Source organism: Stutzerimonas sp. R40042 (genome assembly GCF_026642215.1).
Classification (GTDB): domain Bacteria; phylum Pseudomonadota; class Gammaproteobacteria; order Pseudomonadales; family Pseudomonadaceae; genus Stutzerimonas; species Stutzerimonas frequens.
The window spans coordinates 1,696,772-1,713,220 of sequence record NZ_CP113258.1 but is presented as its reverse complement, the minus strand read 5'-3'; the positions used below and the strand labels follow the sequence as shown (position 1 = coordinate 1,713,220).

Sequence of the window (16,449 nt, the reverse complement as noted above, 5' to 3'; positions counted from 1 at the left end):
CCTAACCTAGTGCTGGAACAGGCAGGCGACAGGTCAACGTCTTGGCAGATATTGCAGCGGGTCTACGGGTTTACCCTGGCGACGAATTTCGAAATGCAGCTTCACCCGGTCGGTTCCCGTCGATCCCATCTCGGCAATACCTTGCCCAGCCTTGACTTGTTGGCCCTCCCGCACCAGCAGCCTGCGGTTGTGTCCGTAGGCGCTTACATAGGTATCGCTGTGCTTGATGATCACAAGTTCGCCGTAACCCCGTAATCCACTGCCGGCGTACACAACAGTCCCATCAGAAGCAGCTAGAACAGGCTGTCCTAATTCCCCAGCGATATCAATTCCTTTATTCAAACTACCGTTTGAGGAAAAACGACCGATGATCGTGCCGTTCGCCGGCCATGCCCAACCGCTCGCCGAGCGGGCTACAGGGGTGACTGGCGTACGTGCCTGCGGACTGGACGGCGGGCTTGGCTGGGTGCTGATCGCCGGCTGACGGGGAACCGGGTTGGCGACCACCACCGGGGTAGACGGCGCCGGCTTGGGCGCTGGCTGGGGCCGTGGCGCGGCGGCCGCTACTCGAGCGCTGCTGCCACTGAAGCGGATCTTTTGTCCGGGATAGATAACATGCGGTGGCTGGATGCCGTTCACACGTGCCAGCTCACGCCAGTCCCAGCCGAAGCGGAACGCGATGGACCAGAGCGTATCGCCGCGCCGTACGATGTACTGGCCGCTGGTGACCTTGTCACGCTGGTTGCGGTCAACGACCTGCACGCCTCCCCCTTGGGGCGACGACACACAACCGACCAGCGTTCCGGCAATCACCAGAACACCGAGCATCGAACGGACCATGGGGTCGCGCATCCACCGCGGTACTGCTGTGAGCCTCAATGCCCGCTCCCTTTCATAGACAAGTGCGTCAGACGCCTTCAGTCATCGGCTGGCGCCGGCCGGCAAACCACTCGAGCCCCAGGACCAGAACGATACCACCCACGGCCAACAGTACGGCCAGCAGCAGCTGAGGGTCCTGCCCGGTCAGGTCGCCATAGGCGCCAGGCAGCAGATTGTGCTGCAGGACCGGAACGTTCTCGCCACTGGAATTGGTGCGCCAGGTCAGCGTTTCCTTCCATGGCCAGACCTTGTTCAGCGAGCCGAGCATCAGCCCGGTCAGAAACGCCAGGGTCAGGTCGCGCCAACGCTTGAGCAGCCAGCTGAGGAACTTGGCGAAGCTCAGCAAGCCTACCAGGCACCCGGCGGCGAAGACCGCCATCACACCGAGATCGAATCCCTTCACCGCGCCCAGAACCACCGGGTACAGCCCCAGCAGCACCAAGATGAAACTGCCGGAAATGCCCGGCAGGATCATCGCGCAGATGGCGATGGCGCCAGCGAAGAACAGGCTCAGGCTGCTGCTGCCCCACTGCACCGGCGCAGCCACGGTAATCCAGTAGGCAAAACCGATACCCAGACAGAAGCTCACCAGACGCGACAGGTTGCGGCGCTGGATTTCCTTGCCCACCAGATGGACCGAAACCAGGATGAGGCCGAAGAAGAAGGACCAGACGGGAATCGGATGCTCTTCCAGAAGATAGGTAATCAGCCTGGCCAGGCTGAGAATGCTGGTCAGGATGCCGGCGAACAGCACCAGCAGGAAGCTTGCGTTGGCGGTTTTCCAGGCCTCGGCGAAACGCCCCCGCAACAACGGGCCGACCGCATAAGGCACAGCGCTGATGGAGCGCAGCAACTCATCATAGATACCGGTGATGAACGCCACGGTACCGCCCGAGACACCGGGCACCACGTCCGCAGCCCCCATCGCCATGCCTTTGGCGTACAACAAAAAAGCGTTTTTCATGCTTCCTTCCGCTGAATGATCAAATCACGGGTCCATTGAGCAGCGGCACGAAACGTACGGTGTCCAGAAGATGGCGCGAAAAGCCGTTTTCCTCTCGAATGATCAGCATGAGTTGCTGGACCTCGCCGGCACCCACCGGAATCACCAGACGCCCACCGGGCGCCAGCTGATCGAGCAAGGCCTGCGGCACATCGGTTGCCGCCGCGGTGACGATGATGCCGTTGTAAGGCGCCAGTGCAGGCCAGCCCTCCCAACCATCGCCCCAGCGAAAGACCACATTGCGCAGCTTGAGTTCGACCAGTCGTTCCTTGGCCCGGTCCTGCAGCGCCTGGATGCGCTCCACCGAAAACACGCGCTCGACCAGTTGAGCCAACACCGCGGTCTGGTAGCCGGAGCCGGTGCCGATCTCCAGTACCTTGTCCAGCGGACCGTCGGCCAGCAGCAGTTCGCTCATCCGGGCGACCATGAACGGCTGGGAAATCGTCTGGTTATGGCCTATCGGCAACGCAGTGTCTTCGTAGGCACGGTGTGCCAGCGCCTCGTCGACGAACAGATGACGAGGGGTACGGCGGATCACTTCGAGCACATGGGCGTTGGACAGCCCTTCTTCGTAGAGCCGCTGAATCAGACGGTCACGTGTGCGCTGCGAGGTCATCCCCGAGCCGTGCAGCAGGCTGTCTTGTCCGCGATGTATCACAGCACGTTCTCCAGCCAGCTCTCGAGACCGTGAAAGGCCTCATGGAAGGTTCGATCCAGCTGCAGCGGGGTTATGGAGACATAACCCTGCATGACTGCATGGAAATCGGTGCCCGGACCGCCGTCTTCGACATCACCGGCCACGGAAATCCAGTAGCCTTCCTTGCCACGCGGATTGGCCTGCTTGACCGGCGGTTTGGCCCTGCTGCGATGACCTAGACGCGTCAGCTGGATGCCGCGGATATGGTCCAGCGGCAGATTGGGCACGTTGACACTGAGGACGGTGCGCGGCGGAAGCTCCAGCTGGTCGTGCTTTTCCACCAGAGCCCGAGCGATGTAGGCAGCGGTTGGCAGGTTGTCCGGCAAGCGGGAGACCAGCGAGAAGGCGAAAGCCGGCCGACCGGTGAAGCGCCCTTCGATGGCCGCGGCAACCGTTCCTGAATAAAGCACGTCATCGCCCAGATTGGCACCGAGATTGATGCCCGAGACCACCATGTCCGGCGTCTCCTCGAGCAATCCGTTGAGGCCAAGGTGAACGCAATCGGTGGGCGAGCCATTCAGGCCGATAAAGCCGTTGGGCATGGTCACGGGATGAAGCGGGCGGTCCAGGGTAAGCGCGCTGCTGGCGCCGCTCATGTCCTGGATCGGGGCAACCACCTTGCACTCGGCATAGCCGCCCAGCGCGTCATAAAGCGCGGCGAGCCCGGGTGCATACACCCCGTCGTCGTTGGCGATCAGAATACGCATCAGATGTCCGTCTGCCCTGCCAGGCTGACCAGCTCACGCACCACGGCGGTGGCGAAGCATCCGGTCGGCAGGACGAATTCCAGTTGCAGAATGTCAGGCCCGGGATAATGCCACGACAAACCGCTGATGGGGAGGCGGAGAATGCGCCGTTCGTGCTTCATCCCTGCCTGCGCCAACCAATTGGCGACAGCCGCTTCATTTGTAGCGACGGCGTCTTCCAGTGCCTGTATTTCGTCACCTGCTGGCGAGCCCCCAACGCCCCATAAAGGGCCGGTCGGATGCAGATCCAGAATCCTCAGGCGCGGGTCTGCGCACTCGTCCGGTCCGGCGGGGAAAAAGCTGCGACTGTCGGTGAATGCCAGCAGATCGCCCACTCGTGCCTGATCCCAGCTGCCATCAGCAACCCGTTCGGCGAGCACACGGTTGAACAGGTAACTGCGGCCAGCCGAAAGCAGGCGCGAACGCATGTTGCGCTGCTCCGGCAGCTCTCCTTTCGCCGCGAAGTGGCGCGCCCCGTGGAGGTTGCCACCTTCATAGCCGAAACGCTGCAGGCCGAAGTAGTTCGGCACCCCCTGCAGCTTGATCCGCTCTAGCCGCGCGTCGAGCTGCGTATGATCGGCATGCAGCTCGGTCAGACGCAGACGAAACCCATTGGCCGAATGCGCGCCGCGCTGCAGCTTGCGCAGATGACGAACGCACTGGAGCAGCCGCAGGCTGCCGTCTTCGGCGGCGCTCAGATCGGGGTCGGCCTTGCCCGGCAGATGCAGGCTGAACCACTGCCGGGTCAGCGCCTGGCGGTCCTTCAGGCCCGCATAGCTGATCATCTTCAGCGGCACGCCAGCGGCGCGGGCGATGCGTTTGGCGGCTTCCTCGGTGTTCAGATTGCGTTTTTCAACCCACAACCAGAGGTGTTCACCCTCGCCGGCCAGCGGGATATCGAGCACCTCATCGACCTGAAAATCCTCGGCGACCGCTTTCAGCACCGCACTGCCGCAGGACTCGCCATGGGCACGTGGCCCGAGCAGCTGATCTTCGGTCATGCGCGGACCAGCAAGGCAACCGCGTGAACGGCGATCCCCTCCTCGCGCCCGGTGAAGCCGAGCTTCTCGGTGGTGGTGGCCTTGACGTTGACCTGATCCAGCTCCACCTGCAGGTCTGCGGCGATCAGCGCACGCATGCTTTCGATGTGCGGCGCCATCTTCGGGGCCTGGGCGACGATCGTCGCGTCGACGTTGCCGACCACGTAGCCCTTGGCCCGCACCTGCGCCAGCACATGGCGGAGCAGCACGCGGCTATCGGCGCCCTTGAACTGCGGGTCGGTGTCCGGGAAATGCTTGCCGATATCACCCAGCGCTGCGGCACCGAGCAGCGCGTCGCTCAGGGCGTGCAACAGAACGTCGCCGTCGGAATGGGCGAGCAGCCCGAACCGGTGTGGAATCCGCACGCCGCCAAGCGTGATGTGGTCGCCTTCGCCGAAGCGGTGCACGTCGTAACCGTGGCCGATACGCATAGATCAAACACCTTGGAATAACTCGAGGCGGCGATTCTACAGGAGGCAGATGTCCCTGAGCGGATCGCCGCGGCGCGCCCGTACATCGACGCCGCCGATAACCACCATCAGCCGAATCGATCTCGTATCGTCAAATACCGATATATAGTTCGCCTCAACCCGATATAGGCAGCTGAAGACCATGCCGGACGACTTCGACGACATCATCAAGGCCCTCGCCCATCCGCTGCGCCGCGACATCCTGCGCTGGCTCAAGGAGCCGCAACGCTATTTCGCCGAGCAGCACCATTCGCTGGAGAACGGCGTGTGTGCCGGTCAGATCGATCAGCGCGCCGGCCTGTCGCAGTCAACCGTATCGGCCCACCTGGCGACCCTGCAGAAAGCCGGATTGGTGACCAGCCAGAAGGTAGGCCTGTGGCATTTTTTCAAGCGCAACGATGCCCTGATCCAGACCTTCATCGAGCGCATCGGCCAGGAACTCTGACCTTACGAACCACCACCTGAACAGGAGCGGTATCGCTATGCCCACACTCTTCGACCCGATCAAGATCGGCGACCTGGAACTGAACAATCGCATCATCATGGCGCCGCTGACCCGCTGCCGAGCCGAGCCCGGCCGCGTGCCAGGCGACCTGATCGCCGAGTACTACGCCCAGCGCGCCGACGCCGGCCTGATCATCAGCGAAGCCACCTCGGTCACGCCGATGGGTGTGGGCTATCCGGACACTCCGGGCATCTGGTCGGCCGAGCAGGTTCAGGGCTGGAAGAAGGTCACCGATTCCGTGCATGCCAAGGGCGGCAAGATCGTCCTGCAACTCTGGCATGTCGGTCGCATCTCCGACCCGATCTACCTCGACGGCCAGCTGCCGGTCGCGCCCAGCGCCATCAAGCCCGCCGGGCACGTCAGTCTGGTCCGCCCGATGAAGGATTACGAAACGCCTCGCGCCCTTGAGACCAACGAGATCCCCGGCATCATCGAGGCTTACCGCAAGGGTGCCGAGAATGCCAAGGAAGCCGGTTTCGACGGTGTCGAGATCCATGGCGCCAACGGCTATCTGCTCGATCAGTTCCTGCAGGACAGCACCAACAAGCGCACCGACGCCTACGGTGGCTCACTGGGAAATCGTGCACGACTGCTGCTCGAAGTGACCGATGCCGCCGTCTCCGTATGGGGCGCGGGGCGCGTCGGTGTACACCTGGCACCGCGCGCCGACGCCCACGACATGGGCGATTCCACCCGCGCCGAGACCTTCGGCTACGTAGCCCGCGAGCTGGGCAAGCGCGGCATCGCCTTCATCTGCACTCGCGAGAAGGCCGGTGAAGACAGCCTCGGCCCGCAGCTCAAGCAGCTCTTCGGCGGCGTCTACATCGCCAACGAACGCTTCACCAAGGAACAGGCCAACGCCTGGCTGGCGGAAGGCAAGGCCGATGCGGTGGCCTTCGGTATTCCGTACATCGCCAATCCGGATCTGGTCGAGCGTCTGCGTCAGGACGCACCGCTGAACGAGCCGAAACCCGAGCTGTTCTACGCCCAGGGCCCGGCTGGCTATACCGATTATCCGTCGCTCTAAGCTCCTGGCGATGGAAAGGCCCGAGCGGCATGTCCGCTCGGGCCTTTTTTATGTCCTGCCGTCCCTGGCAGTAGACGTGCGCAAGAGGCTGCGCGGCCAACGTCCTACGCCTTCAGCGCGCGCTGTGCGGGCTCGTAGGGTGGAAAACAGCGAAGCGTTTTCCACGCGAGCAGGGTCATGCAAAACACCCCGGTGCCGACCGAAACAGACGCGTGGATGAGGCTGCGCCGTCATCCACCCTACGCCCTCAGTGCCTCGGCATGATGGCGCAGGTGATCGTCGATGAAGCTGGCGATGAAGTAGTAGCTGTGGTCGTAGCCCGGCTGGATGCGCAGGGTCAGCGGGTGACCGGCCGAATCCGCAGCGGCGCGCAGCGCCTGGGGCTTGAGCTGGCCGTCCATGAAATCATCGCGATCACCCTGGTCGACCAGAAGCGGCAAGCGTTCGCGGGCCTCGGCGATCAGCGCACAGGCATCCCACTCCCGCCAGCGCGAACGATCCTCGCCAAGATAGCGGCCGAAGGCCTTTTCACCCCAGGGACAGTTGATCGGGTTGCTGATCGGCGCAAAGGCCGATACCGAGCAATAGCGGCCCGGATTCTTCAGCGCGCAGATCAACGCCCCATGGCCGCCCATGGAATGCCCGCTGATGCCACGGCGCTCGGAGACCGGGAAGTTGGCCTCGACCAGTGCCGGCAGCTCCTCGACGACGTAGTCGTACATCCGGTAGTGCTGGGCCCAGGGCTCTTGCGTCGCATTGAGATAGAAGCCCGCGCCCAGACCGAAATCCCAGGCGCCATCGGCGTCATCCGGCACGCCTGGGCCGCGCGGGCTGGTGTCCGGCGCGACAATGATCAGGCCGAGCTCGGACGCCATGCGTAGCGCTCCGGCCTTCTGCATGAAATTCTCGTCGGTGCAGGTCAGGCCGGACAGCCAGTACAGCACCGGCAGCTTCTCGCCCTGTTCTGCCTGTGGCGGCAGATACACGGCAAATACCATGTCGCAGTTCAGGGCGTTGGAGCGGTGGCGGTAGCGCTTGTGCCAGCCACCGAAGCTCTTGTTGCTGGAAACGATTTCAAGGGTCATGAGCGGTCTCGCGCAAGGTGGAAACCGCGCAGGCCTCCACCGATCGAGGTGGACAAGCCGCCGGACGACGGCATTGCCCACCCAGGGGTCAGAAGTGGATGACGGTTCGGATGCTCTTGCCTTCGTGCATCAGGTCGAACGCTTCGTTGATCTGCTCCAGCGGCAGGTTGTGGGTGATGAAGGTGTCCAGCGGAATCTCGCCGCTCTGCGCCTTTTCCACATAGCTCGGCAGCTCGGTACGCCCCTTCACGCCGCCGAACGCCGAACCGCGCCAGACGCGTCCGGTGACCAGTTGGAACGGACGGGTGCTGATTTCCTGGCCGGCGCCGGCTACGCCGATGATGGTCGACTCGCCCCAGCCCTTGTGGCAGCACTCCAGCGCTGCACGCATCAGCTGCACGTTGCCGACGCACTCGAAGGAATAGTCGACGCCGCCATCGGTCATCTCGACGATTACCTCCTGAATCGGCTTGTCGTGGTCCTTCGGATTGACGAAGTCAGTGGCGCCCAGCTCTTCGGCAATGGCGAACTTGCCCGGATTGATGTCGATGGCGATGATCCGGCTGGCCTTGGCCATCTTCGCACCGATGATCGCCGCCAGACCGATGCCGCCCAGGCCGAAGATCGCCACGGTGGCGCCCTCTTCCACCTTGGCGGTATTCAGCACGGCACCAATACCGGTGGTCACGCCGCAACCGAGCAGGCAGACCTTTTCCAGCGGGGCTTCCTTGGGAATCTTGGCCACCGAGACTTCCGGCAGCACGGTGTACTCGGAGAAGGTCGAGCAGCCCATGTAGTGGTAGATCGGCTCGCCGTTGTAGCTGAAGCGCGTGGTGCCATCGGGCATCAGGCCCTTGCCCTGGGTGGCGCGCACGGAGCTGCACAGGTTGGTCTTGCCCGACTTACAGAACTTGCACTCGCGGCATTCGGCGGTATAGAGCGGAATCACGTGATCGCCGACCGCCACCGAGGTGACGCCCTCGCCCACCGCCTCGACGATGCCGCCACCCTCATGACCGAGGATGCAGGGGAATACACCTTCCGAATCCTCTCCGGAGAGGGTGTAGGCGTCGGTATGGCAAACACCGGTGGCGACGATACGGATCAGGACCTCGCCAGCCTTGGGCGGGGCGACATCCACTTCAACGATCTGCAGGGGCTGGTTGGGGCCGAAGGCAACGGCGGCGCGCGATTTGACGGTCATAAACATCACTCTCGACTGATGCAGGAAAAACAGAGAGTGTAATTCACGACTCCGTGGGGATTGACCGGCGTCCAAGGAAACATTGTTGCGGTACAGGGACAATCAGCAAACATCAGGCTAGGATTCGTATCTGTTTCACTGCTGTACCCATTTTGCGGAGCCAACATGAATCGCTGGGAAGGCCTCGATGAGTTCGTCGCCGTGGTCGAGTGCGGCAGTTTCATGCGCGCCGCCGAGCGACTGCGTGTTTCTACCTCGCACGTCAGCCGCCAGATTGCTCGTCTGGAAGAGCGCCTGCAGGCCCGCCTGCTCTACCGCACCACTCGCCGCGTGTCGCTGACCGAGGCCGGCCATACATTTTTTGCACGCTGCCAGCGATTGATCGAGGAGCGTGACGATGCCTTCCTCGCCATCAGCGACCTGCACAGCGCGCCGACCGGCCTGCTGCGCATGACCGCCGCAGTGGCCTACGGCGAGCGCTTCATCGTGCCGCTGGTAAACGAGTTCATGGCGCGTCATCCACAGCTGCGTGTCGATATCGAGCTATCCAACCGCACCCTGGATCTGGTCCAGGAAGGCTACGACCTGGCCATTCGCCTGGGCAGACTCGGCGAGTCACGCCTGGTCGCGACGCGCATCGCGCCACGCGCCATGTACCTGTGCGCCGCGCCGGGCTACCTGGAGCGCTATGGCCGCCCGCACACGCTCTCCGAGTTGGCCCGGCACAACTGTTTGATCGGCACGAGCGACACCTGGGTATTTCAGGTCGATGGGCGCGAGCAGCATTTCAAGCCCAGCGGCAACTGGCGCTGCAACAGTGGCGAAGCGGTGCTCGACGCCGCCCTGCGCGGCTTCGGTCTTTGCCAGCTGCCGGATTACTACGTGCAGGAGCCGCTGCGCCGCGGTGAGCTGGTCTCGCTGCTGGAACACAACCAGCCGCCAGACACGGCGGTCTGGGCTGTCTACCCGCAGCGACGTTACCTGTTGCCGAAGGTGCGCCTGTTGATCGAAGCACTCAGGGACGGTCTCGCCCGGCGTTCCGAATACGCCGAAAGCGCGAGCTGAGCGCCGTCGGACCGCGCGTCCGAGGTCGGCATCGAGGTGGAACCCGCCCCTGCCCGCCACGTCGTACGTTGTGTAGCTGCGACGCTTGGCGCCGCCAGCGCCTAACGCGCGCAGCGCTGCAAATCAGGAGGAGACCATGCAGGTTCTGGTGAACAGCAACCACAGCATCAGCGTTACCGCCGACCTCGAAGAACGGGTCAAGGCGACAGTCGAGACCGAACTGGAACGCTTCGATGACCATCTGACCCGAATCGAAGTGCATCTGAACGACGAGAACAGCAACAAGAGTGGGCCGCACGACAAGCGCTGCCAGATGGAGGCGCGGGTCAAGGGCCATGAACCCCTCTCCGCGACCCACAAGGCCGAGACATTGGAATTGGCTATCAACGGGGCAGCGGAAAAGCTCAATCACGCCCTCAGCCACGCCCTGGACAAGTTCAACCGCCACTGACCTGGCCACCGATGGCCATTGAACGCGCCATCGTCACTCTGCGAGGGACCGGACCATACCACTGGAGGCCACGCATGAATCGACTGCTCGATCGTGAAACCCTGACCCAACTGCTGAAACACCGGGACGGCCCCTGCCTTTCGCTGTACCAGCAAACACATCGCAGTTTTCCGGAGCGCCAGCAGGACCCGATCCGCTTCAAGCAGCTGGTCAAGCAACTGGAGGATTCGCTCAGGCAGCAGGGCCATGTCGACCAGGTGCAAAGCCTGCTCAAGCCCTTCTACGCGCTGATCGATGACAACGATTTCTGGAACCACAGCCTCGATGGCCTAGCGGCGTTCGGCGCAAAGGACTATTTCCAGGTCTATCGGCTGCAGCGCAGCGTGCCAGAGATGGCTGTCGCCAACGACCGCATGCATCTCAAGCCGTTGGTACGCATTGCACAATCGGCCGATCGCTACCAGATCCTCTGCCTGTCACGCGACTCGGTGCGCCTGTTCGAGGGCAACCGGGATGCTCTGGATGAGGTGCCGCTGCATGAAGCGGTGCCCAGAACGCTGGCCGATGCCCTGGGTAACGATCTGACCGAGAAAGGTCAGAGCGGCTTCCCGCAGGGCTACAGTCGCGCCAGCGAACGGGGCGATCCGATGCAGGTCGAGGCTGGCGGCAGCGGCAAACAGGCGGAGATCGACCGCGACCGTGACCGCTATTTCCGCGAGGTCGATCGCGCAATCACCGAACACCACTCCCGGCCGTCCGGCCTGCCGCTGATCCTCGCGGCCCTGCCGGAACAACAGCCACACTTCCGCCGCATCAGTCACAACGAGTACCTGCTACCAGAAGGCATCGAGAACGGGCAGCGCGCCCTCGGCGTCGACGAACTGCGGGACAAGAGCTGGATGGTGATGCAGCCGCGCTACCTGAAGCGGTTGGAAGGGCTGCTGAATCAGTTCGGCGCCTCCCATGGTCAGGGCCTCGCCTCGGATCAGCTCGAAGACATCGGTCAGGCGACCCGCCAGGGTCGGGTTGCCACGCTGCTGGTCGAGGCAGAGCGGCAGATCCCCGGACGGGTCGACAAGAACGAGGGAAGCGCCGTGTCGGCAAGCGCCGAGGCTGCGAACACGCCCGACGTGCTGGACGAGCTGACCATCTGGACGCTTGAGCAAGGTGGTGAAGTCGTCGTGGTGCCGACCGAACGGATGCCGACGGCTACCGGAGCAGCGGCAATCTACCGCTTCTAACGAGGCTGGCGGGCAACGCTGGTTGCCCGCCGCGCTTCAGGTGTGACGCTCGCCTTGCCAGCAGCGCTCCAACCAGGCGAGATCTTCAGGCCGGGTGACCTTGAGGTTATCGGCGCGACCTTCGACCACTCGCGGTGAATGGCCGGCCGACTCCATTGCAGACGCCTCGTCGGTCACCTGCAGGCCACCGGCGAGCGCCGAGTCCAACGCCGCGCGCAACATGCCCAAGCGGAACATCTGCGGCGTAAAGGCTTGCCAGATGACGCTGCGGTCCACCGTTTCCACGACCCGCCCCTGCGGCCCTACACGCTTGAGCGTGTCCCGCGCAGGCACAGCCAGCAGTCCCCCAACCGGATCATCGGCAAGCTCGACGAGCAGGCGACTCAGATCGTCGCGCGCCAGATTGGGTCGGGCGGCGTCATGCACCAGCACCCAGTCGTCCGCGCTCGCCCCCGCCTCGGCAAGGCGCTGCAGGCCGTTGAGTACCGAATCACAACGCTCGCGCCCGCCTGCCGCCCGCAGGATGCGCGCATCCCTGGAGTAGTCCAGGTTCGGCCAGAAGGGATCGTCGGACGCCAGACAGACCACCAGTCCGGCCAGGGCCGGGTGGTCGATGAAACGATCGAGGGTATGCTCGAGAATGCAGCGCCCAGCCAACCGCAGGTACTGCTTGGGACGGTCTGCACGCATGCGACTGCCGATCCCTGCTGCCGGAATGACGACCCAGAACTTCGACAACTGGACTTGGCTCATTCGACGAACTGGTAGAGGGTTTCGCCCTCTTTGACCATGCCCAACTCCTGACGCGCACGCTCCTCGACGGTTTCCATGCCCTGCTTGAGCTCCAGGACTTCAGCTTCGAGGATTCGATTGCGCTCCAGCAGCCGCTCGTTCTCGCCCTGCTGGTCGGCAATCTGCTTGTTCAGACTGTTGACCTGCGCCAGGCTGCCCTCGCCCACCCAAAGACGGTACTGCAGCCCGCCGAGAAGCAGGATCAGCACGACGAACAACCAGTAGGGGCGACGCATAGCAGGCATGAAACGACTTCGGCGGCAGTTCGAATGAGGAAGACAACACAGCCTTGGCGCGGGAGTGATCGCTCACCAAGACGATGCCGATTGAAACAAAAAAGGGCGACTCGCGCCGCCCTTTTTTAATGCCGCAGGGATCAGCCGCGGAATTCGGCACGACCGTTGTACGGTGCCTTGCCGGCCAGCTGCTCTTCGATACGCAGCAGCTGGTTGTACTTCGACACGCGGTCGGAGCGGCACAGCGAACCGGTCTTGATCTGACCAGCGGCAGTGCCTACGGCCAGGTCGGCGATGGTGCTGTCTTCGGTCTCGCCGGAACGGTGCGAGATCACCGCGGTGTAACCGGCCGCCTTGGCCATCTGAATGGCTTCCAGGGTTTCGGTCAGCGAGCCAATCTGGTTGAACTTGATCAGGATCGAGTTGCCGATTTTCTCGTCGATGCCGCGCTTGAGGATCTTGGTGTTGGTCACGAACAGGTCGTCACCGACCAGCTGAACCTTCTCGCCGATCTTGTCGGTCAGCGCCTTCCAGCCAGCCCAGTCGGACTCGTCCATGCCGTCTTCGATGGAGATGATCGGGTAGCGCTGAGTCAGGCCCGCCAGGTAATCGGCGAAGCCCTCGGCGTCGAACACCTTGCCTTCACCGGCCAGGTCGTATTTGCCGTCCTTGTAGAACTCGCTGGAAGCGCAGTCCAGAGCCAGGGTGACGTCGCTGCCCAGCTTGTAGCCGGCCTTCTCGACCGCCTCAGCAATGGCACCCAGCGCATCCTCGTTGGAGGCCAGGTTCGGCGCGAAGCCGCCCTCGTCGCCCACTGCGGTGTTCAGGCCTCGAGCCTTCAGCACGGCCTTCAGGTGATGGAAGATCTCGGCACCCATGCGCAGCGCGTCGGCGAAGGTCTTGGCGCCGACAGGCTGGACCATGAACTCCTGGATGTCGACGTTGTTGTCTGCGTGTTCGCCGCCGTTGATGATGTTCATCATCGGCACCGGCATCGAATACTGGCCAGGGGTGCCATTGAGGTCGGCGATGTGCGCGTACAGCGGCACGCCTTTGGCTTGGGCAGCGGCTTTGGCAGCCGCCAGGGACACGGCGAGGATCGCGTTGGCGCCGAGCTTGGCTTTGTTCTCGGTACCGTCGAGCTCGAGCATCGCGTGGTCCAGCGCTTTCTGATCGGCCGGATCCTTGCCCAGCAGCAGATCGCGAATCGGGCCGTTGACGTTGCCCACAGCCTTCAGCACGCCCTTGCCCAGGTAACGGCTCTTGTCGCCATCGCGCAGTTCCAGAGCCTCGCGCGAACCGGTGGATGCACCGGACGGCGCGCAGGCGCTGCCGATGATGCCGTTATCGAGGATCACATCGGCTTCCACGGTGGGGTTGCCACGGGAGTCGAGAACTTCACGCCCCTTGATGTCGACGATCTTTGCCATTGTTGTTAACACTCCATAGATAGCTGCAAGGCTTTCAAGCAGTTTCGATTGGCGGGAAATTCTTGACCAGATCATCCAGCTGCTTGAGCTGGGTGAGGAAAGCTTCGAGCTTGTTCAGACGCAGCGCGCACGGACCGTCGCACTTGGCATTCTCCGGTTCCGGATGCGCCTCCAAGAACAGCCCGGCCAGCCCCTGGGACAGGCCGGCCTTGGCCAGGTCGGTGACCTGGGCACGACGCCCACCAGCCGAGTCGGCGCGACCGCCCGGCATCTGCAGGGCATGGGTGACGTCGAAGAACACCGGGTATTCGAATTGCTTCATGATGCCGAAGCCGAGCATGTCGACGACCAGATTGTTGTAGCCGAAGGACGAGCCGCGCTCGCAGAGGATCAGCTGGTCATTACCAGCCTCCTCGCACTTCTTCAGGATGTGCTTCATTTCCTGGGGTGCGAGAAATTGCGCTTTCTTGATGTTGATCACCGCACCGGTCTTGGCCATCGCCACCACCAGGTCGGTCTGCCGCGAGAGGAAGGCCGGCAGCTGGATGATGTCACAGACATCTGCCACCGGCTGCGCCTGCCACGGCTCGTGTACGTCGGTGATGACCGGCACGCCAAAGGTCTTCTTCACTTCCTCGAAGATCTTCATCCCCTCTTCCAGACCGGGGCCGCGGAACGAAGTGATCGACGAGCGGTTGGCCTTGTCGAAGCTCGCCTTGAACACGTAGGGAATGCCGAGCTTCTCGGTCACCCGCACGTATTCCTCACAGGCCTGCATGGCCAGGTCCCGCGACTCGAGGACGTTGATGCCGCCGAACAGCACGAACGGCTTGTCGTTGGCGATCTCGATGTTGCCTACGCGAATGGTCTTCTGGCTCATGCCTTCTTCGCCTTGTATTCCAGCGCTGCGTTGACGAAACCGCTGAACAGCGGATGACCGTCGCGCGGCGTGGAGGTGAACTCAGGGTGGAACTGGCAAGCGACGAACCAGGGATGATCCGGAGCCTCGACCACTTCCACCAGCGCACCGTCTCCGGAGCGCCCGGTGATTTTCAGTCCGGCTGCCTGCAGTTGCGGCAGCAGGTTGTTGTTCACTTCATAGCGATGACGATGACGCTCGACGATGCGCTCCTGGCCATAGCATTCGAACACCTTCGAGCCCGGCTCCAGACCACATTCCTGCGCACCGAGGCGCATGGTGCCGCCGAGGTCGGAGCTATCGCTGCGGGTCTCCACCGCGCCGCTGGCATCTTCCCACTCGGTGATCAGACCGACGACCGGGTGACCGCTGTCCTTGTCGAACTCGGTGGAGTTGGCATCGGTCCAGCCCAGCACATCGCGAGCGAACTCGATGACCGCCACCTGCATGCCCAGGCAGATACCCAGGTAGGGGATCTTGTTCTCGCGGGCATAGCGCACGGTGGCGATCTTGCCTTCCACGCCGCGCAGGCCGAAACCGCCCGGCACCAGAATGGCATCGACGCCTTCGAGCAGGCCGGTGCCCTGGTTCTCGATGTCTTCGGAGTCGATGTAACGCAGGTTCACTTTGGTCCGACTCTGAATGCCAGCGTGGCTCATCGCCTCGATCAGAGATTTGTAGGCATCCAGAAGTTCCATGTACTTGCCGACCATGGCGATGGTGACTTCCTTCTCCGGATGCAGCTTGGCATCGACGACACGATCCCATTCGGAGAGATCGGCGCCACGGCATTCGAGACCGAAACGTTCGACGACGTAGTCATCGAGACCCTGAGCATGCAGGATGCCCGGAATCTTGTAGATGGTGTCGGCGTCCGGCAGGCTGATCACCGCACGCTCTTCGACGTTGGTGAACAGCGCGATCTTGCGCCGCGAAGACACGTCGATGGCGCGATCCGAACGGCAGACCAGCACGTCGGGCTGCAGGCCGATGGAGCGCAGCTCCTTCACCGAATGCTGGGTCGGCTTGGTCTTGGTCTCTCCGGCGGTGGCGATGTAAGGCACCAGCGTCAGGTGCATCAGCATGGCGCGCTTGGCGCCGACTTCGACACGCAACTGGCGGATGGCCTCGAGGAAGGGTTGCGACTCGATGTCGCCCACGGTACCGCCGACCTCCACCAGCGCCACGTCGGCGTCGCCGGCACCCTTGATCACGCGACGCTTGATCTCGTCGGTGATATGCGGGATGACCTGGATGGTCGCGCCCAGATAATCACCCCGGCGCTCGCGGCGCAGCACGTCCTCGTAGACGCGACCGGTGGTGAAGTTGTTGTTCTGGGTCATGCGGGTGCGGATGAACCGCTCGTAATGGCCCAGGTCGAGGTCGGTCTCGGCGCCGTCATGGGTGACGAACACCTCGCCGTGCTGGAACGGGCTCATGGTGCCCGGATCGACGTTAATGTAAGGGTCCAGCTTGAGCATCGTGACCTTCAGGCCCCGCGCCTCCAGGATGGCCGCCAATGAAGCCGAGGCGATGCCTTTCCCCAATGAAGAAACAACACCACCCGTGACGAAGATGTAGCGCGTCATGAAAAACCCTAGAAGTCTGCGTTAAGCGGCCGGCGCCGCCGGGGGAAAGCGAAGGTGCCATTGCGCGGAT

At 63.1% G+C, this 16,449-nt stretch carries 18 protein-coding genes; 5 read left to right on the top strand and 13 right to left on the bottom strand.

Annotation, left to right across the window (positions count from 1 at the left end):
• Positions 1-33 precede the first annotated feature (33 nt).
• The 6 genes from OUY36_RS08175 to ispF form a co-directional block, all read right to left on the bottom strand.
• Positions 34-840, bottom strand: coding sequence for a peptidoglycan DD-metalloendopeptidase family protein (locus OUY36_RS08175; protein WP_267938128.1), 807 nt, complete (start codon positions 838-840; stop codon positions 34-36).
• Between the two features lie 67 nt (positions 841-907).
• A complete protein-coding gene (locus tag OUY36_RS08170) occupies positions 908-1,843 on the bottom strand; it encodes a DUF368 domain-containing protein (RefSeq protein ID WP_063543838.1) in 936 nt (311 codons plus the stop codon).
• Positions 1,844-1,862: 19 nt separating this feature from the next.
• On the bottom strand, positions 1,863-2,498 hold the full coding sequence (locus tag OUY36_RS08165; RefSeq protein ID WP_063544007.1) for a protein-L-isoaspartate(D-aspartate) O-methyltransferase: 636 nt from the start codon (positions 2,496-2,498) through the stop codon (positions 1,863-1,865).
• A 38-nt stretch (positions 2,499-2,536) separates the two neighbouring features.
• On the bottom strand, positions 2,537-3,286 hold the full coding sequence (gene surE / locus OUY36_RS08160; protein ID WP_267937492.1) for a 5'/3'-nucleotidase SurE: 750 nt from the start codon (positions 3,284-3,286) through the stop codon (positions 2,537-2,539).
• Positions 3,286-4,326 (bottom strand): tRNA pseudouridine(13) synthase TruD, encoded by a 1,041-nt coding sequence (truD, locus tag OUY36_RS08155; protein ID WP_267937491.1) that lies wholly within the window; start codon positions 4,324-4,326, stop codon positions 3,286-3,288. The genes surE and truD overlap by 1 nt, the downstream gene beginning before the upstream one ends.
• Positions 4,323-4,796 carry a 2-C-methyl-D-erythritol 2,4-cyclodiphosphate synthase gene (gene ispF, locus OUY36_RS08150; RefSeq protein ID WP_267937490.1) on the bottom strand — a complete coding sequence of 158 codons (474 nt, stop codon included), beginning with the start codon at positions 4,794-4,796 and terminating at the stop codon, positions 4,323-4,325. The genes truD and ispF overlap by 4 nt, the downstream gene beginning before the upstream one ends.
• 181 nt (positions 4,797-4,977) lie before the next feature.
• Between ispF and OUY36_RS08145 the strand changes: the two genes are divergently transcribed.
• Both OUY36_RS08145 and OUY36_RS08140 read left to right on the top strand, forming a co-directional pair.
• On the top strand, positions 4,978-5,280 hold the full coding sequence (locus tag OUY36_RS08145) for an ArsR/SmtB family transcription factor (protein ID WP_267937489.1): 303 nt from the start codon (positions 4,978-4,980) through the stop codon (positions 5,278-5,280).
• 37 nt (positions 5,281-5,317) lie between these two features.
• Positions 5,318-6,367, top strand: a complete 1,050-nt coding sequence (locus tag OUY36_RS08140; RefSeq protein ID WP_267937488.1) for an alkene reductase — start codon at positions 5,318-5,320, stop codon at positions 6,365-6,367.
• A 239-nt stretch (positions 6,368-6,606) separates the two neighbouring features.
• Here the strand turns inward: OUY36_RS08140 and fghA are convergent, their stop codons facing one another.
• Positions 6,607-7,452, bottom strand: coding sequence for an S-formylglutathione hydrolase (gene fghA, locus OUY36_RS08135; RefSeq protein ID WP_267937487.1), 846 nt, complete (start codon positions 7,450-7,452; stop codon positions 6,607-6,609).
• Positions 7,453-7,540: 88 nt separating this feature from the next.
• On the bottom strand, positions 7,541-8,656 hold the full coding sequence (locus tag OUY36_RS08130) for an S-(hydroxymethyl)glutathione dehydrogenase/class III alcohol dehydrogenase (protein WP_133455894.1): 1,116 nt from the start codon (positions 8,654-8,656) through the stop codon (positions 7,541-7,543).
• 165 nt (positions 8,657-8,821) lie between these two features.
• On the opposite strand from OUY36_RS08130, the gene OUY36_RS08125 reads away from it, so the two are divergent.
• The 3 genes from OUY36_RS08125 (at position 8,822) to OUY36_RS08115 (ending at position 11,413) form a co-directional block, all read left to right on the top strand.
• Entirely contained in the window at positions 8,822-9,721 is a 900-nt protein-coding gene (locus OUY36_RS08125) for a LysR substrate-binding domain-containing protein (RefSeq protein WP_200595086.1), read from the top strand.
• 136 nt (positions 9,722-9,857) lie between these two features.
• Positions 9,858-10,172, top strand: coding sequence for an HPF/RaiA family ribosome-associated protein (locus OUY36_RS08120; RefSeq protein ID WP_102840862.1), 315 nt, complete (start codon positions 9,858-9,860; stop codon positions 10,170-10,172).
• A 74-nt stretch (positions 10,173-10,246) separates the two neighbouring features.
• Complete coding sequence (locus OUY36_RS08115; RefSeq protein WP_267937485.1) at positions 10,247-11,413, top strand: baeRF3 domain-containing protein; 1,167 nt, start codon at positions 10,247-10,249, stop codon at positions 11,411-11,413.
• A 36-nt stretch (positions 11,414-11,449) separates the two neighbouring features.
• Here OUY36_RS08115 and ispD read toward each other — a convergent pair whose 3' ends face one another.
• The 5 genes from ispD to OUY36_RS08090 all read right to left on the bottom strand — a co-directional run bounded on the left by ispD (position 11,450) and on the right by OUY36_RS08090 (position 16,379).
• Complete coding sequence (ispD, locus tag OUY36_RS08110; RefSeq protein ID WP_267937483.1) at positions 11,450-12,166, bottom strand: 2-C-methyl-D-erythritol 4-phosphate cytidylyltransferase; 717 nt, start codon at positions 12,164-12,166, stop codon at positions 11,450-11,452.
• Entirely contained in the window at positions 12,163-12,441 is a 279-nt protein-coding gene (gene ftsB, locus OUY36_RS08105; protein WP_063543813.1) for a cell division protein FtsB, read from the bottom strand. Before ftsB ends, ispD begins: the two co-directional genes overlap by 4 nt.
• Positions 12,442-12,581: 140 nt before the next feature.
• Positions 12,582-13,871, bottom strand: coding sequence for a phosphopyruvate hydratase (gene eno / locus OUY36_RS08100; RefSeq protein WP_230725799.1), 1,290 nt, complete (start codon positions 13,869-13,871; stop codon positions 12,582-12,584).
• 34 nt (positions 13,872-13,905) lie between these two features.
• Entirely contained in the window at positions 13,906-14,751 is an 846-nt protein-coding gene (kdsA, locus tag OUY36_RS08095; RefSeq protein WP_102840858.1) for a 3-deoxy-8-phosphooctulonate synthase, read from the bottom strand.
• On the bottom strand, positions 14,748-16,379 hold the full coding sequence (locus tag OUY36_RS08090) for a CTP synthase (protein ID WP_063543807.1): 1,632 nt from the start codon (positions 16,377-16,379) through the stop codon (positions 14,748-14,750). Before OUY36_RS08090 ends, kdsA begins: the two co-directional genes overlap by 4 nt.
• Positions 16,380-16,449: the final 70 nt, after the last annotated feature.

What these genes read in the sequence shown, in the direction of transcription:
- OUY36_RS08175 (WP_267938128.1), bottom strand. Translation starts at nt 840, where the DNA reads ATGGTCCGTTCGATGCTCGGTGTTCTGGTGATTGCCGGAACGCTGGTC.
- OUY36_RS08170 (WP_063543838.1), bottom strand. Translation starts at nt 1,843, where the DNA reads ATGAAAAACGCTTTTTTGTTGTACGCCAAAGGCATGGCGATGGGGGCT.
- OUY36_RS08165 (WP_063544007.1), bottom strand. Translation starts at nt 2,498, where the DNA reads ATGACCTCGCAGCGCACACGTGACCGTCTGATTCAGCGGCTCTACGAA.
- surE (WP_267937492.1), bottom strand. Translation starts at nt 3,286, where the DNA reads ATGCGTATTCTGATCGCCAACGACGACGGGGTGTATGCACCCGGGCTC.
- truD (WP_267937491.1), bottom strand. Translation starts at nt 4,326, where the DNA reads ATGACCGAAGATCAGCTGCTCGGGCCACGTGCCCATGGCGAGTCCTGC.
- ispF (WP_267937490.1), bottom strand. Translation starts at nt 4,796, where the DNA reads ATGCGTATCGGCCACGGTTACGACGTGCACCGCTTCGGCGAAGGCGAC.
- OUY36_RS08145 (WP_267937489.1), top strand. Translation starts at nt 4,978, where the DNA reads ATGCCGGACGACTTCGACGACATCATCAAGGCCCTCGCCCATCCGCTG.
- OUY36_RS08140 (WP_267937488.1), top strand. Translation starts at nt 5,318, where the DNA reads ATGCCCACACTCTTCGACCCGATCAAGATCGGCGACCTGGAACTGAAC.
- fghA (WP_267937487.1), bottom strand. Translation starts at nt 7,452, where the DNA reads ATGACCCTTGAAATCGTTTCCAGCAACAAGAGCTTCGGTGGCTGGCAC.
- OUY36_RS08130 (WP_133455894.1), bottom strand. Translation starts at nt 8,656, where the DNA reads ATGACCGTCAAATCGCGCGCCGCCGTTGCCTTCGGCCCCAACCAGCCC.
- OUY36_RS08125 (WP_200595086.1), top strand. Translation starts at nt 8,822, where the DNA reads ATGAATCGCTGGGAAGGCCTCGATGAGTTCGTCGCCGTGGTCGAGTGC.
- OUY36_RS08120 (WP_102840862.1), top strand. Translation starts at nt 9,858, where the DNA reads ATGCAGGTTCTGGTGAACAGCAACCACAGCATCAGCGTTACCGCCGAC.
- OUY36_RS08115 (WP_267937485.1), top strand. Translation starts at nt 10,247, where the DNA reads ATGAATCGACTGCTCGATCGTGAAACCCTGACCCAACTGCTGAAACAC.
- ispD (WP_267937483.1), bottom strand. Translation starts at nt 12,166, where the DNA reads ATGAGCCAAGTCCAGTTGTCGAAGTTCTGGGTCGTCATTCCGGCAGCA.
- ftsB (WP_063543813.1), bottom strand. Translation starts at nt 12,441, where the DNA reads ATGCGTCGCCCCTACTGGTTGTTCGTCGTGCTGATCCTGCTTCTCGGC.
- eno (WP_230725799.1), bottom strand. Translation starts at nt 13,871, where the DNA reads ATGGCAAAGATCGTCGACATCAAGGGGCGTGAAGTTCTCGACTCCCGT.
- kdsA (WP_102840858.1), bottom strand. Translation starts at nt 14,751, where the DNA reads ATGAGCCAGAAGACCATTCGCGTAGGCAACATCGAGATCGCCAACGAC.
- OUY36_RS08090 (WP_063543807.1), bottom strand. Translation starts at nt 16,379, where the DNA reads ATGACGCGCTACATCTTCGTCACGGGTGGTGTTGTTTCTTCATTGGGG.